Annotated in this window: 14 protein-coding genes and 1 tRNA gene; all 15 read right to left on the minus strand. The window is 52.1% G+C overall.

Annotation, left to right across the window (positions count from 1 at the left end):
- Positions 1-27: 27 nt before the first annotated feature.
- Positions 28-2,667, minus strand: coding sequence for an alanine--tRNA ligase (gene alaS / locus Q7J39_RS15620; protein WP_304827067.1), 2,640 nt, complete (start codon positions 2,665-2,667; stop codon positions 28-30).
- A gap of 276 nt (positions 2,668-2,943) precedes the next feature.
- Positions 2,944-4,020 (minus strand): recombinase RecA, encoded by a 1,077-nt coding sequence (gene recA, locus Q7J39_RS15625; RefSeq protein WP_304827070.1) that lies wholly within the window; start codon positions 4,018-4,020, stop codon positions 2,944-2,946.
- Positions 4,021-4,080: 60 nt separating this feature from the next.
- Positions 4,081-4,815 (minus strand): 16S rRNA (uracil(1498)-N(3))-methyltransferase, encoded by a 735-nt coding sequence (locus Q7J39_RS15630; RefSeq protein ID WP_304827073.1) that lies wholly within the window; start codon positions 4,813-4,815, stop codon positions 4,081-4,083.
- A gap of 153 nt (positions 4,816-4,968) precedes the next feature.
- A tRNA-Ala gene (locus tag Q7J39_RS15635) sits at positions 4,969-5,042 on the minus strand.
- A 14-nt stretch (positions 5,043-5,056) separates the two neighbouring features.
- Positions 5,057-6,190 (minus strand): site-specific integrase, encoded by a 1,134-nt coding sequence (locus Q7J39_RS15640; RefSeq protein ID WP_304827076.1) that lies wholly within the window; start codon positions 6,188-6,190, stop codon positions 5,057-5,059.
- Positions 6,191-6,290: 100 nt separating this feature from the next.
- Positions 6,291-6,485: a helix-turn-helix domain-containing protein gene (locus Q7J39_RS15645; protein ID WP_304827079.1), complete on the minus strand. Its 195-nt coding sequence runs from the start codon at positions 6,483-6,485 to the stop codon at positions 6,291-6,293.
- Positions 6,486-6,514: 29 nt separating this feature from the next.
- Positions 6,515-7,264 (minus strand): hypothetical protein, encoded by a 750-nt coding sequence (locus tag Q7J39_RS15650; RefSeq protein WP_304827082.1) that lies wholly within the window; start codon positions 7,262-7,264, stop codon positions 6,515-6,517.
- A 236-nt stretch (positions 7,265-7,500) separates the two neighbouring features.
- Positions 7,501-11,694: a DnaJ domain-containing protein gene (locus Q7J39_RS15655; RefSeq protein ID WP_304827085.1), complete on the minus strand. Its 4,194-nt coding sequence runs from the start codon at positions 11,692-11,694 to the stop codon at positions 7,501-7,503.
- A 415-nt stretch (positions 11,695-12,109) separates the two neighbouring features.
- Positions 12,110-12,781 carry a hypothetical protein gene (locus Q7J39_RS15660; RefSeq protein WP_304827088.1) on the minus strand — a complete coding sequence of 224 codons (672 nt, stop codon included), beginning with the start codon at positions 12,779-12,781 and terminating at the stop codon, positions 12,110-12,112.
- Positions 12,771-13,301, minus strand: coding sequence for a DUF6036 family nucleotidyltransferase (locus Q7J39_RS15665; RefSeq protein ID WP_304827092.1), 531 nt, complete (start codon positions 13,299-13,301; stop codon positions 12,771-12,773). Before Q7J39_RS15665 ends, Q7J39_RS15660 begins: the two co-directional genes overlap by 11 nt.
- A 548-nt stretch (positions 13,302-13,849) precedes the next feature.
- Positions 13,850-14,416 carry a hypothetical protein gene (locus Q7J39_RS15670; protein WP_304827096.1) on the minus strand — a complete coding sequence of 189 codons (567 nt, stop codon included), beginning with the start codon at positions 14,414-14,416 and terminating at the stop codon, positions 13,850-13,852.
- Positions 14,417-14,423: 7 nt separating this feature from the next.
- Positions 14,424-14,786: a hypothetical protein gene (locus Q7J39_RS15675; RefSeq protein ID WP_304827099.1), complete on the minus strand. Its 363-nt coding sequence runs from the start codon at positions 14,784-14,786 to the stop codon at positions 14,424-14,426.
- Positions 14,787-14,798: 12 nt separating this feature from the next.
- Positions 14,799-15,206, minus strand: a complete 408-nt coding sequence (locus Q7J39_RS15680) for a type IV pilin protein (RefSeq protein WP_304827101.1) — start codon at positions 15,204-15,206, stop codon at positions 14,799-14,801.
- Positions 15,197-15,598, minus strand: coding sequence for a type IV pilin protein (locus tag Q7J39_RS15685; protein WP_304827104.1), 402 nt, complete (start codon positions 15,596-15,598; stop codon positions 15,197-15,199). The genes Q7J39_RS15680 and Q7J39_RS15685 overlap by 10 nt, the downstream gene beginning before the upstream one ends.
- Positions 15,567-16,025: a prepilin-type N-terminal cleavage/methylation domain-containing protein gene (locus Q7J39_RS15690; RefSeq protein ID WP_304827107.1), complete on the minus strand. Its 459-nt coding sequence runs from the start codon at positions 16,023-16,025 to the stop codon at positions 15,567-15,569. Before Q7J39_RS15690 ends, Q7J39_RS15685 begins: the two co-directional genes overlap by 32 nt.
- Positions 16,026-16,032 lie beyond the last annotated feature (7 nt).

Genomic DNA, 16,032 nt, shown 5'->3' on the forward strand with positions numbered 1-16,032 from the left:
GAAACCGGGATGACACCTTGTAGTTGGTTACCCCAGCGCCGCCTTCACCGCCGCCACGCCCTCGGCCGCCTTGGAGCCGTCCGGAGCCCCGCCCTGGGCGAAGTCGGGACGGCCTCCGGCGCCCTGGCCGCCCATGGCGATCACGGCGGCCTTGGCCAGTTCGGCGGCGTTGAACTTGCCCGCCGCCGAGCCCATTACCGCCACGGCGATGGCGGCCTTGCCGTCGGCGACGCCGACCATGGCGATGACGCCGTCGGGGACCTGCTTGCGGTATTCCTCGACGATGGGACGCAGGTCCTTGCCGCCGACCCCGTCCATGACCCGGGCCATGAACTTGGTCCCGGCGACCTCCTCGATGGCCGCGGCCTCGCCGCCCGAGCCGCCGCCGCCCATGGCGAGCTGGCGCTTGGCCTCGGCCAGGTCCTTCTCCAGCTTGCGGCGCTGGGCGTCCAGCGCGTCGACGCGGGCCAGGACCTCGGCCACCGGGGTCTTGAACTGGTCGGCGAGCGCCTTGGCGACGGCCGCCTGGTCGTTGAGATAGCGCCGCGCGGACTCACCGGTCAGCGCCTCGATACGCCGGATGCCGGCGGCGACGCCGGTTTCCGAGACGATCTTGAAGAGGGCGATGTCGCCGGTGCGGGCCACGTGGGTGCCGCCGCAGAGCTCGACCGAATAGTCGCCGTCACCCTCCAGCGCCTTGCCGAGCGCCAGCACGCGGACGCTGTCGCCGTACTTCTCGCCGAACAGGGCCATGGCGCCGGCCTCGATGGCTTCTTCCGGAGCCATCTCCTTGGTCACCGCCGGCAGGTTCTGGCGGATCACCGCATTGACCTGCGTCTCGATGGCGTCGAGCTCGGCCAGGGTCAGCGGCCCGCCGTGGCTGAAGTCGAACCGCAGGCGTTCGCCGTCGACCATCTGGCCCTTCTGCGAGACGTGGGGCCCCAGCACATTGCGCAGGGCGGCGTGCAGCAGGTGGGCGCCGGAATGGTTGGAGCGCGTGGTGAGGCGGCGCTCGGCGTCCACGGTCAGGCGCACCCGCGCGCCAGGGGCCAGCGACCCGTGCGTGATCTCCAGCACATGGACGTGCAGGTCGCCGGCCTGCTTCTGGGTGTCGATGACGCGCCCCTTGCCGCCGTCCCACTCGGCCTCACCGGTGTCGCCGGCCTGGCCGCCGCTTTCGGCATAGTAGGGGGTGCGGTCGAACAGGGCCTGGACGGTCTGTCCGGCCTTGGCGCTGTCGATCTCGGCGCCCTCGGCCACCAGAGCCAGAAGTTCGGCCGTGGTCTCGACGCTGTCATAGCCGAGGAACACCGTGGCCCCGAGCCGCTCGCGAATGGCGAACCACTCGCCGGCGGCGGACGCCTGGCCCGATCCGGTCCAGGCTTCACGGGCCTGGGCGCGCTGCTGGTTCATGGCGGCCTCGAAGCCTTCCATGTCCACGGTCATGCCCTTGCCGCGCACGGCGTCCTGGGTCAGGTCGACGGGGAAGCCGTAGGTGTCGTAGAGCTTGAAGGCCGTCTCACCGGAAAGCACGCCGCCCTCGCTCATCTTGGCGGTGGCTTCGTCCAGCAGAGCCATGCCGCGGCCCAGCGTGCGGCGGAAGCGTTCCTCCTCCTGGCGCAGGGTCTCGACGATCACCGGCTCGGCGCGGCGCAGTTCGGGATAGGCGGCCCCCATCTCGGCGATCAGTACGGGCGCCAGGCGGTGCATCAGGGGCTCTTCGGCCCCCAGCAGGTGGGCGTGGCGCATGGCCCGGCGCATGATGCGGCGCAGGACATAGCCGCGGCCTTCGTTGGACGGCGAGACGCCATCGGCGATCAGGAAGCTGGTGGAGCGCAGGTGGTCGGCGATCACCCGGTGCGAGGGTCCATTGGAACCGCCGGCCACCAGCGACTTGGACGCCGCGATCAGGGTGCGGAACAGGTCGATGTCGTAGTTGTCGTGAACGCCCTGCAGGACGGCGGCGATCCGCTCCAGGCCCATGCCGGTGTCGATCTGCGGCTTGGGCAGGGGTTGGCGCGAGCCGTCGGCGAACTGCTCGAACTGCATGAAGACCAGGTTCCAGATCTCCACGAACCGGTCGCCGTCCTCATCGGGGCTGCCGGGCGGGCCGCCAGGGATGTGGGCGCCGTGGTCATAGAAGATCTCCGAGCACGGACCGCAGGGTCCGGTGTCGCCCATCGACCAGAAATTGTCGTTGGTGGAGATGCGGATGATCTTCTCGTCCGGCAGGCCGGCGATCTTCTTCCACAGCTCAGCCGCCTCGGTATCGGTATGATAGACCGTGACCAGCAGCTTCTCCGCCGGGATGCCGAACTCCTTGGTGAGCAGGGTCCAGGCGTGCTCGATCGCGCCTTCCTTGAAATAGTCACCGAAGGAGAAGTTTCCCAGCATCTCGAAGAAGGTGTGGTGGCGGGCGGTGTAGCCCACATTGTCCAGGTCGTTGTGCTTGCCGCCGGCGCGCACCGACTTCTGCGACGAGGCCGCGCGCGGCGCGGGCGGGGTTTCGGCGCCGGTGAAGTAGTTCTTGAATGGCACCATGCCCGCATTGACGAACAGCAGGGACGGGTCGTTCTGCGGCACCAGCGGAGCCGACGGAATGATCAGGTGATCATTCTTCTCGAAATAGCCCAGGAAGGCGCTGCGGATCTCGTTCAGGCTCGGCATGGCTCTAGACGCTAGACTTCAAAATGGGACGCGTATTGCGCTGCGATATTGGGGTCCGTTTACGAGACTTGGAGGTCGTCGCAAAGAAAAAGGACGCCCGGACCGAAGTCCGAGCGCCCTTCTCTTGCGTGAACGACCGTGCGGGGTTCGGCCCTTCGCCGTCAGCCACGCGGTTTGCGGGGGCGCGGCGACGGGTTTCAAGGGCCAAAGCGGCCGTTCACGTGAACGGGTGGGAAGGTAACCTGGCGGCGGATCGAAGCCCGTCGCCAGAGCCGTCTATTCCTCGTCTTCGCCCGCCGTGGGACCGACCAGCAGTTCCTCCTGGATGGTCTCCTTGGCGCCGCGGACCTGCTTTTCGATCGCGTCGGCGATGTCGGGATTGTTCTTCAGGAACTCTCGCACATTGTCGCGGCCCTGGCCGATGCGCTGGCTGTTCCAGGAGAACCAGGAGCCGGACTTCTCGATGACCCCGGCCTTGACCCCAAGGTCGATGATCTCGCCCAGCTTGGAGATGCCCTCGCCGTACATGATGTCGAACTCGACCTCACGGAACGGCGGGGCCACCTTGTTCTTCACGACCTTCACACGGACGTTGTTGCCCATGATCTCGTCGCGGATCTTCACCGATCCGGTGCGGCGGATATCCAGGCGGACCGAGGCGTAGAACTTCAGCGCATTGCCGCCGGTGGTGGTCTCGGGGCTGCCGTACATCACCCCGATCTTCATGCGGATCTGGTTGATGAAGATCACCAGGGTGTGGGTCTTGGAGATCGAGGCGGTCAGCTTGCGCAGCGCCTGGCTCATCAGACGGGCCTGGAGACCCGGCAGGCTGTCGCCCATCTCGCCTTCGATTTCCGCCCGCGGCGTCAGGGCCGCCACGGAGTCGATGACGATGATGTCCACCGCGCCGGAGCGCACCAGGGTGTCGGTGATCTCAAGGGCCTGTTCGCCGGTGTCCGGTTGGGAGATCAAAAGATCGTCGAGTTTGACGCCCACCATCTTGGCATAATTAGAATCAAAGGCGTGTTCCGCGTCAATGAACGCCGCCACCCCGCCCGCATTCTGCAATTCTTTGATGATGCTCAACGTCAATGTGGTCTTGCCCGATGATTCCGGACCGTAGATCTCCACCACGCGGCCACGCGGCACGCCCCAGACGCCCAAAGCCGCGTCCAAAGCCAGAGAACCGGTGGATATGACCGGGATATCCGCGATGACCTTGCTGTCCAAACGCATGATGGAACCCTTGCCGAACTGCTTTTCGATCTGTGCGAGCGCCAAATCCAATGCCTTCAAACGGTTGTCTTTTTCCGTTGTATGCGCTTTTTCCTGCACTGCTTTGTCTTGAGCCATGATGCCTCCAGTATTTAAATTATATAGGTTTGAAATTATACTCTTTTAAGGACTCCATTGTCAATCCCAGTAAAAATTAGCCAAAGCCAATACTGCCAGCGCGGCTGTATCCACTTTCAAGACCGTGGGACCCAAAGAAACCGGGATACAACCGTGCTCTTGGGCCAAAGCCACCTCATCCGGAGTAAAATCCCCTTCCGGACCGATCAAAAAAGTCACACTCACGGGTTTTTGATGTTTGTCGAGCACCTCACGGATAGGGGAATTATGCCCGTTCAGCGACGGGATCACAGCCAGCCCCTGCGGGTCAAGACCTTTGAGGGCCTCGGCCAGGGGGGTCATCAGGCTGATACGGGGAATATCAGCCCTGCCGCACTGTTTGGCGGCGTTTTGAACCACCTTCTGAAAACGCTCCTGCTTGGATCTTTGTTTATCGCCGGAAAAAATAACTTCCGTGCGTTTGGTCTTTAAAGGAATGAGGACATCAACGCCCAATTCAGTGGCTTTTTCCAGGATAAACTCAAATTTGGCTTTTTTGGGCACGGCACAGGCCAAAATGATACGGGGCCTTCCTTCCTTGCCCTTTTCCAGCACCGACCTGACCTGCAGGCGCACGGCAGTGTCCCTGACTTCCTCGATCATTGCCAGCGCTTCCCCGCCCTTGCCGTTAAAAACGCAAACCTCGCTCCCTTTTTTCAAACGCAAAACGTCTTTAATATGGTGGATCTCATGGGGATCGGTGATCACAATGACTTTGGAAGCAAGATCCGCCTGGGGACAATAAAAGCGATGCATAAAATTAAGTGGATCGGGGCGGGATCGGCGCCCCGACTTCTCTGGAATTGTTGAAGTCGGGGTCGGCCACCCGCCCTATCAACTGCTCCTATTCGTCGCAGTTGATAAACAGGGCTCCTTCGATCCCGCACAGCTAATCTATAGAAAAAGCAGTGGATCGGGGCGGGATCGAACCGCCGGCCTCATCATTGCGAACGATGCGCTCTCCCAAACTGAGCTACCGACCCGAATTCGTAACTTATTATTTTAGAGCAACTTCCAAATTCTCTTGCGAATCTTTAGTTTTGACAAAAGAACAATGTGCTAAAACTGTGCTATTTCCGAAAGTCAAATTATACAATAAATTGTCCGGTTGTATATTGATTTTCTCAATAGCTGCCCTCATTTGATCTTCGCCCAGGTGCGCGTAACGCTGGGTCATTTGCGGTGTCGTATGACCTAATAACCGCTGGACCGTATACAGGTCAACATTGTTGCGCACCAGCTGGGACGCGAACGTATGGCGTAGATCGTGGAACCTGAAATCAACGATCCCTGCCCTTTTGAGCGCCGTATGAAACGATCTTTTAAAACTCCCAAACGGTTTTTCTGTTTGAGGGTTAAAAAAGATGTGGTCATTGCCGGGCGTACGCTCCACCGTATTTAACGCCTGGCGGACAACGCTGATCAGGGGAATGTGGCGGGAACGCTGGGTCTTGGTCATCGACTCATGGATAAAGATCACGTTCTTTTCAAAGTCCACATAATTGCTGCAGGGCGACTGCTTCCACTTGAGGGAAATGATCTCACCCCAACGCATGCCTGTTTTTAAAGCGATCAGGACAATGATCCTTGTCAGAGGCTGGCAGCAAACCAAAAGACGTTCCTGTTCTTCTTCCGTGAGCCAACGGCAACGGCTATTGTTTTGCGGGAGATTCTTAGTCCCGGCCGCGGGATTGGCCCCGTGAAGCATTCCCCATTCGATGGCGCGATTGAACATGGATTTGAGCGTTTGCAAAGCCCTGTTGACCGTTGCGGGACGCGCACCTTCAAGCCGTCGTGCCATGTATTGGCGGACCATGATCGGATCGATCTGGTCCAATCGCCGGCCTTTAAATTCGGCGATCAACTGCTTGATGGTGTATTCCTGGTTCCTTTTGCCTTTTAACTGCAGCCGGACATGCATTTTGACATACTGCGCGGCGAAATCCTCAAAGAGCAACTTCTCATTCTTTTTAATGTCGAGATATTTACCCTCGATGATGTCCATCTCGATCTTTTTGAGGATACGCTCGGCGCTTTCCTTGTAAGGCGAAACCATCTTCCTGACTTGCCGGCCGCGAGGATCGGCATAACTGATCCCCCACTTGCTGCCGCGTTTGAATATTTTGCCCATTTGAAACCTCCTTATGAAACCTCCTTTCTTGCAAATGGGCCTACCACCAATAAGTTAATAGTAGTATAGGCCTTTGAAAGGAGATTTCAACAGGGATCGATCAGTTATAGTTTTGGGGTTCTGCTTTAACGACTTTCTTCTCCAGCCATAGATCGAGACGCTGGATATCGAAGCGTACCCCGCCGTTGACCTTGTTAAATGGGATCGTTCCCCGGCGGACCCATTTGCGGATGGCACTGATACTAAATCCCAAATAGGTCGCTACCTCCGGCACATTCAAGAAACGTTTCTCCATGTCACTACCTGCCTTCCTTAAACACAAAATCATGCCTGCTGTACCTCGAGGACTTTTTCCTCTTTTACCGTCTTTTTTATTGGATACTTCTCATAAAGCCGTTCCAAACTTACAAATTGAAAATGATCATCCACCCTGCGGCGTTCTGCAATGTAGCTAAGTTTTTTTCTCATCTCCTTGGTATGGCATATATAGATCACGCTTTCATTCTCAACATCTTGTCGTTCACCATAAGCATCAAAGATTTCTCTATAACGATCAACGCTCTTTAACGTACGCTCATATTCAAGAAAGAACTTACGCTCAGTTTTGTCTTGGCGCTTATGCCAAAAAAGAGCATCGGGGATTTTAGGGGTAGAAAAATCATCGCGCCAATCGCTATCCGGCAAAGAACGGATAAAGCTTTCCGAACACCATTTTACTACATTCATGCCGGAATACTGTTCTAGGACAGTACGGATGCGATTGAGCTCTAAGGAATGGGGGACTAAATGAATAACGGGAGCGCGGACTTTAAAATAACACAGTTCAGGAAACCAAATACCGACAAGGTCGTACAAGTCCTGTTTATCAATGTACCAGACGCCATTTTTGACATTGGGACTGTAGTATCTTAAATGGGCGACACCCATCTCATACAAGGTGACCCGGATGGCTTTGGCATTGTCCCTATCAGGATAAAAATGACGGTTGATGTCCTCAATGGTCACGACGCCCTGTTGGGCGATGAACCCGAGGATCTGGAACTTGTGCGGGATGGGTTTTGTGTTTTCCCACATGACCTGAACTCAATATTGGGGGGATATTTTTTAACGGACTGACGGGGGATCAGCTAAAGAAATACTACCAAGAAAGGTAAAATCTGTCAAACATTATTTTAGTTTATATCAATATTTATTGATGTTTCTAAACTATACAGAAGGACGCCCCCGCGGTCCCTTTGGCGGGACAGAACGCGGGGGCGTTTCGTGAAAAGCCACCCCGCCCCATTTCGGGATGGCTTCAAGGAGGTCACTTATTTATCCAACCCCAGGAATAGGGCCAAATTCTCCATTGGCTGAACACTGATAATCACCGGCACAAACCCTGGGGCGTTTTGCAATTGCTCGAGCATGGCGGGGTCGATGTGGAATTTTCCGCCGGAGGCGGATCCGCCTTTGGCGGAGATCCCCCCATCACTAAATCTCATCTCAAAAGCGCTATCCACTCTATCAGAGTTGAAATCAATACCGCCCTTTGCCGAACGCATCGCCGCGTCCGGTCCGCCCTGCTTTACGGCCGCCATGGCCGCGTCGCCTTGGGAGACCGTCATTGCCTTATCCTCAAACTTATCAACCAAAATATTGTACGCCCAGGCAGCTTTTCTAAATTTCTCTGCAGCTGTACGATCCCCCGGATGTGTGTCTGGATGGTATTTATGTGCAGTTTGAGCGTACGCCTTTCTTAAATCGCGTTTTGTTGCTATATCATCCGGGGATACCTCCAGATCTGCATATAGATCTTCAGATCCTTTTATTCGAAGTTTATCTCCGGCTTGTTTTATATCGATTCCCATCTTTTCAAATACTTTCGGGTCCCAAAGTCCATATTCAGCAGTACTTGCCAAGTAGGAAAAAACTTCCAAGATACGGCTTAGTTCACCCAATCTTTCTTTTGCTTCCTTAAGTTGATGGCCATTGATACGGCGATGGATATCCGTTATCAGCCCTTCCCACCGGGAATTAAATTGCTCAAATTCTAACCACACCTCAAAATCCGAAATCATTTTGTATTCATCTTCTAAACCAACTTCCATCAAACGATTTTTGATCGCACTTAAGGCTGCCAATACATGCTGTGCTTTCTGAAATTCCTTATTAGTCATTGCCAGTATAAACTGCCCATGCCCATAGACAGCATCATGGACCGCCCGAAGCAGATCACCCTCTGAATGGGCGCTGTCCAGCTGACGCGCCAAATCATTGGCAACATCGCTTTGTTTCCACGAAGCCACTTGGTTTTCCAAATAGACTTCCGTATCTTTTAGACCAGTGTTACCGATTTCTTGAAACACAAATTGTCTCTTAAGTGAAACAACTTTCTTCCATTGAAAATTATCTGGAAGAACTATATCCAGAGTGCCTCTAAAAACATCATCACTATTTTCGGGCCTTTGTATAACTATCCGAATAGAGTCCTCTTCTGTCATTGGGTCGTACTCCCTGTAGATCACGCCTGGGGCATGTATTTGCCCCTGCCAATAGCCAAGAACCGCCTCACCCGTCTGCAGATGCATCATATCGTCAATATCTTCAACGCCGATCTCTTGCCGGGAAACGGCTTCTTTGGAAACAATTCTGCTTAACTCCTGATATAGCAATTGGGACTGCCGTTGAATGCCTTGCAATGTTCTGCCCATTCTATCCTTTTGACCTTCCGCGAGTAGCTGACGGTCAATCTGGGGTAGAAAAGAATTCAATTTCGCCTCTTGAATGATCCCGTCAATAATTTGGGGTATTTGCAGATCTCCCGCTTCTTTAACCGTCACCAGTTTCATCTGCCTACCCTTCGGGTCGATATAGATGTCCCCTACTTTAGGAGCATTAGACTCATACCTGTCCAGATGTTCGATAAGATCCGAAATATACTGTTCGTCAAACAAAACTCTGATGAAGGATGCTAAAAAATGCCGTTTATTTCTTTCAATAGTTAAATTATCGGGAAAAACGATGTGTTCCAAAATCTCTCGAAGAAGACCGGCATAACTCTTAAAATAAATGATCAGTTGCGTTCCATCTTTATATGTAAAAGCGGGGACATTCTGTCCATCGGCTGTTTGAAAATCCCTCGCTTTTATTCCTATACGCCTGAATGACACTGCGTAGGACTGTCCTTCAATCTCTACAGCCCCATGTGCGGAAATTTCCCTTATAATACCGATCATCTGACGAAAAGCATTATTAAGAAAATTTAAACGATCTAAAATATCTTGGCGTTGACTATCAGAGCGGTTTAATATTTCCTCAAGTTGATCGGCCCATTCACCGATCTGTTCCGGCATTTGAATTTGTGCATTCTTTGCCCGCGCGTCTGCTGTTAACTCCCTTAAAACCTGCGTCCGCCTAATCGCATCGGGTATATTGTCTATATCCAAACCTCCTATGTCATGTTCTCCTGCTTGTTGGAACGCAACGGCTGCTGATTCGATGGATGAAAGTCTCGTCGCATTCATCGCCGCATCCCCTTTAACTGCTTCGGCCCTGGAAACAAGTTCGGTGAGAAATTTCGAATAAAGATAATAGTAAATAAATATTTGTAACATTCTCAAATCCGTCTCTTCTTTGCCCTTTGTCCATCCCTGCGTCTGCGCGTACGGCTCAAGTTCATTATCTATATAATGGCGGATCTCCCTTTTAATGTTCTCAAATTCTTCACTCGATAACTTCACATTAAAGGCCATGTCCTCAATCACAACCCGGTCGGGAGTAGGGGTTTGTGAAGTCCCCCAACCTCTATATCTATCGGTCACATAAATTCCGCCATATGCCGTCTTTGGCGATGTAAAATCAATTATTTTACCTGAACCGTCTTCTTCTACATTCCCATAACGATAACTAGGGCCGCGAAAAACCACAAAAATAGGCGACTTATCGAGACTGCCGTTCCAATCCACACCATCATCGGCATACGACGAAGCTTTGGATAAAAATGTGTTGCGAAGCCTTTCCAAAAACTCATCTTCGATTGCCATTCTTTCTTCATAAGACAGTTCCTTAGCATTTTTATTATATTGATTCCAAGCCTTATTACGCAAGAAGTCTACGGAGTTGATCCCGATCATATACACCCGGTTATAGGCTGGATTCGCTCCGAAAGGATTCTTAGGGTCTGTTTGGAAATACCGTTGTGATACCCCTCGCAAAGTAAAAGGCTCAATTTTCTCAAATCCTAAGTCACGAATACGTTGCTCCTTATCCTGGACAACCTGCCTTACGGACGGCACATCTACCCACATTGCTTGATCCAAATTTCTCTTCACACCTGATACCATAGACAAATTTACTGTCAACCCAACCAGAGAAGCAGCATGCCGTTCAACTGGTATTTTCGTATCCTCAATTTCTATACGCATAGCCATATCAATAAACCCAAAACCGCCCGAAAAATACTTCCTTGGAATCACCTGCTGGGTTACAGGGTCTTGTTCTTCTTTGATATAGTTGTAGACGCCTTTCTTGAAGGCCTTGAGGTATTGCTGGTAAATCCCTTCTACGTCCCCTCTCTGGATTCCCGCTTGCGCGGGAATGACAGAGGAAGAATATTCGACGCCTTTAACCTTGTTCTTGTCTGAATAGACCTGAGAGAGGATGCTGTCTTTTATCTTCTTCTTGTACCAAGTAGCAAGGATAAGAGAGTTGTAGACCTGTCTTAATTGGGCGAAGTTCTTGTTGTCGTTGACTTCCTTGGTCAGTTGGGGGATGACGATCTCGCGGACGATCTGACTACCTAAGGCGTTAACATCCTTGTCGTTCCCATGCTCTGGGTCCCCGACAGAAGCATTCGGGGACGACAAATCCTTGTTGTTCTTTTTAAGAGCCAGATAGTCTTGCTCCAACATGACTTTAAGCCTTGACTCCACCACATAGGCCGTCCCCGCCTGCGCGTTCTCGTACACTACGGCTTTCTCCGGTACGATCCAGACCTTGTTAAACGTATTCACAGGGATGTTCGTGGTCCCGAATTTCTTTACTGCTTCTTCATAGATCCTCTTCCAGAAGATCTTGCCGAATTCATCCTCTGGATAGATCAAAGAGGCGGTGATCTGTTTAAGAAGGTAGTCTTGGGCTAAGAGGTCACGGCCCATTTCGGTTTGGCCAAAGGATTCAGGAACAATACGTTCTTTTTCATAGGGCGACAGGTTGACCCAGAGGTCTTTTTCGGGGACGGTCAGGGAGGCCAGGAAATATTTGATGAGCTTGGAAGACTCCTCTTTGAGCTGGTCATTGCCCAAGGCGGAATCCCCTTTATCCAGGATAAAATCAAAACTGAAGGGGTTATCGGGATGAACCTTGAGACCTTTGAGGACCGGGGGGTTGAATGCAGGACTAAGAGAGACACGGACCCCTGGCGCTGGTAAGAATACCCCCCCCTGTGCCTGGGCTGGTAAAGGGCCGAAGGTATTGACCAAAAAAGCAACGATAATGAGGATGGATAATGGGGTTCGTGCCATATAGTATAAATATGACACTTTTAAGGCCTAAAACAAGGGTTTGGAGCACATTCTGAGGAAACGTTTCCTTCGACGGGCATCAAACAAATTGACTTATTACGAGGTACAAACGCGTTACAGATGGCTTTACAAACAGGTTTATAGTGTATCAAGCGGTTTGTGTGCAAATGGCTTTCCTAAGTCTCCAATTTGCAAGGGGTTTTTGTGGCCTGCGGGCCCCAAAAAGTTCCAGACCCCTCCCCCTCAACCAGTGGGTTGTTAAGAGGGGGAGGGGTCTGGAACAACCCCTAGATGCAAATTGGAGACTGGAATAAAAATGAAGTGAAATAGTTAAATTTTAATAAGTAAAAATAATTGGATAAAAAAATGAAATAATCGATGTGTTAAAAAAATCGGGTAGATTACGAAGGATGGCTTAATTTTGAAGAACTTTTTGAGCTAAACGATGTAATTCTGGGTTAGCCAAGGCAGCCGTTTTCTTTTTGACAGCGCGCGAAAAATATTCTCTTTCAGTCTTTGTCAATGGCTCGCCTTTCAACTTCTTCCTGAAAAGGTCTTTCTGCTTGGAAGAAAATACCTGCGATAAAGCGAACTCCAAGGACATTTCCTCATGCTTGGCGCTCATGCCCCTGGCTTCTTGGTCCTTAAGAGTAAAATAATTCTGGAACATATTCTGAAGGCGGTCTGAATTTAACCGGTAGGACCCGGCCTTGACTTGAGCGCCATGACTTAAAGCCTCTCTAAAGAATTTGACCTGCTCTTTTTGCTTGGTGGTTAATTTACTCTCAAAAGCTCTGGTCCAATCAAGATAAAGGCCATTGGCTTTATACAGGGCTAAAGATAACAAAGATAGTCCCTTTAAAACTTCTTTATCTGTCTTACTTTTTAACAAAGCTTCGACCCGGACATAGTCGAAACCATCCTCCTTGGCCGCATTGGCCAGCATGACAGGAAAACCCTCAAGGAAACGGACATTCTTGGCTTTAACCAACTCTGCCAAGGCCTCGTTCACGTCAAAGCTCTCCTTGCTCTCCAAAAGCGGGTATCCGAGCCGGCTTGCTTTTTCTAATAATTGTTTATTTTTCATGAGATCCTTCCTTTTTAAATACTCCCTCGAAATAGTCCCAATTCTTGATCAACCGCTCTTCCGCCACATCGTATTTGGCTGTTTCGATATACCGTTCTTTCAATACATCCAGATCGATCTCATTGCGCTTGGCCCTGAATAGCGTCAAACAATCTTCAATATCAACGGTCGTCCCGCGAAACAGCTTGCTGATCATAAGATCGTAGGCATTAAGCACGCCCAGGTAAATATGGGACAATTCCTTAATGAGCAAATGATTGTTCTTCTCTAACGGAGATCCCAATAATTCCGTCGTATGGATCCGCCTACCTTTAAAAAGATCAAAGATAAATGCTTCTCCGGGTCTTTGCCACCCAGAACCTGTTACCGGCCGGTATCCCAACTGTTCCAATATCTTGATCAAATAACTGTACTCTTGCTCTACAGGGACAAGCAAGTCCACGTCCTTGGTGGACGCTTTAATTCCCAAAAGAGTCAATGCTGTCCCGCCGCAAGCGATCAAATGGACCTTCTTATTCAAGAATCCATTCCACGCGCTAAGGGTTTCCAACAATTCCTGTTGTGTTAAACGGTATTCCATATTTTGTACGTTTCTATACACTATGTTGTACGATTATGTACAACTACTTGTACTAAAGCATACAATAATTATTGCCGATTGTCAAGGACATTGCATTTTATATGTTCTATGCTGTAGTACAGTTGTTCTATACTATAGAACATACGTGATCTTCAGCACATTTCCAGCACGGCCCGTTTAGAATTTCTGCTTAAACCGATGTGCTCGGGATTTCCCGAATAAAAAGGCTGATCTTGACATCATCAGACCGATGCGCTCAAACGTGCTAAAAACGTGCTGGGTGAAAGGGTAAAACGTGCTATTTTGTAGCAAATCGTGATCTTGAAACTTTACTGCAACTTATTGGTAGTAGACCTATTTGCAAGAATTGGAAGGGGTTACGAAAAGCGGCCCGGGGCGTTGCGAACGATGCGCTCTCCCAAACTGAGCTACCGACCCAGATTCAGGAAGATATCCTAACAAAACCCGTGGGGATTGACAAGATTTTGTTATAGGCCCTGGCTCTGTCCCGGCGGACTGGCCCGGGCGCTGACGGTCACTTCGGGGTTGGAAATACTTTTGGGCTGGCTGGGGTCGGCACGATTGACAATGGTGACTGAAAAAACATTGGCCGTGGCATCAAAAGCCGGGGTCACACTGACAACCGCGCCCACCAGCGTATCGGACGAAAGGCAGGAACTCGGGCCTGAAGCGGCCGTCTTGACGCAGCTGCGCAGATTGGACGCGACCACCGTATAACACATCCATTGATCGTCGCTGTAATCCGCCGGCGTCGGCGGATCGTTCGGCGCATTGGTCGTGATGTTAAAGTCCCGACGGAAACAAAAACCATTGGCCGTTGGAGAGTAACCCTGATCATTCCTGTATCCGGAGATCAAAGACGCATTGTTGATAATGGCGTTGACAACAGCGCGGGTGTTCAGCGTCAGCAAGGTGCTGGCGTTCTGGTTTTGCGCGTTCTTACGGACAGCCGAATCGGAAGAGATCACCCCGATCATGATGATGCCGATGATGATGATGGAAATGAGAAGTTCAGTCAGGGTTATGGCGCGCATAGCGGTCTCACAGATTGTCGGGCCATGTGACATTCACCGTCACGGCACGGGCGCGGCTCACCGGGTCCTCATCAACGCTATAGGTGCAATTGGCAACACCATTAGGACAGGGGCGCGGGTTGGGGCCTGTCTTCAACGGGCCGGTATCCCACGTCCCGGCATCCACTTCGTTGCGCATGTCCTCCAGGACCTTCTGGCCCACGTAAGCCGCTGTCAAAGACCTGTCGGTCCGGGCCGAAGGTTTTTTAATGTTGCTGATGGTGGCTAAAACACCTGTCACGGCAATGACGAAAACAACGGCCGCGATCACGGCCTCTGCGATGGAGAAACCGCCCCGCCATAGGCGGGGTCGGAGCATGAAGAGTCGCATTATAATGTCCTTTTAAGGGCAGTAACCGCTGCAGGTGGGCGTGGCAGAGGCCTGGGTGACGGTCAACGTCATCGTACCTGGGCCCGTTGTACGGGTCGCTGTACAGGAGAACGTGGCCCCGTCCCCCGAGCACGAATAGGTCAAATTGTTGGAAAGGATCCCCAGCCCCAGATTGGAATTGATGGCACTCACATCCCCGCTGCCCGACGCCGGCCAGTAACTGCCGTTGTTATTGTTATAATAGATCTGCTGGGCCGCATAAATGGCGGTCAAATTGACCGTGCCGTCCTTGCGATACGACCTGTCAATGGATTTGGTGTAATTGGGAATGGCAAAGCCGGCCATGATCCCCAGAACGACAACAACGACGATCAATTCCGTGAGCGTAAAACCCCGCAGCCGTTGGAAGGTCATTTCCATGTTTTTATGCTGGCACAGATGGCCCCGGAACAACTGATGGCCCCGGCATCGCTGATGCTCAACGTATACGCGCCCGTATTGCGCGCAATGGAAGCGACCGCGCTGGCATTGTTGGCAACCGTGGGAACGTCAAAATAAGAAGAACTGGGAATGGTGACGTCCAGGGAGGCCAACGTAGTTGCGTAGGCGTCACTATTTTCCAGGGCATATCTTTTTTGCGACAATAATAGGGTGGTCAGCGTCTGGACCCCCTCGCTGGCGGTGTACCGTTCCGTCTGGCCGATATAACGCGGTAAAGCCACCGCGGCCAAAATCCCCAAAATGGTCACCACGATGATGATCTCAATGAGGGTGAACCCTTCATTTCTCCAGTTGCTTGAATTTTCCGGCATAGATCTTGGTGACCGAACCATTGATGTTATAGGTGAACTGGATATAATCCGTTGCTGACGCAGCGCCATTGACCAGCAAGCTTGCTTTCAGGACCGGTGGATCCTGCACGCCGGTACCGCCGGTCCATACATAAGAGAACCGCAGGTTCCCGGCCGGGGCTTTGATGCTCATCTCCGGCCTGGGGGCAACGGCATCATCGTTCCAGTTGTTGCACTTTCTCATGTCGTCAGAGATCCCGTAACAATCACTGACGGATTTTTTGGCCACGCCTAAAAAGTTGATGGCTTCCATGGCTTTGGCCACATCAATGTTCTTGGTGACCTGCGGCAGGGCGACAGAGGCCAGGATGCCCAGAATGATGATCACAACGATGATCTCAACAAGGGTAAAGGCGGATCTGCCGGTGCTGTTCCTGGCGCGTATCATTCTTTTC

It is taken from the genome of Phenylobacterium sp., assembly GCF_030651185.1.
GTDB lineage: Bacteria > Pseudomonadota > Alphaproteobacteria > Caulobacterales > Caulobacteraceae > Phenylobacterium.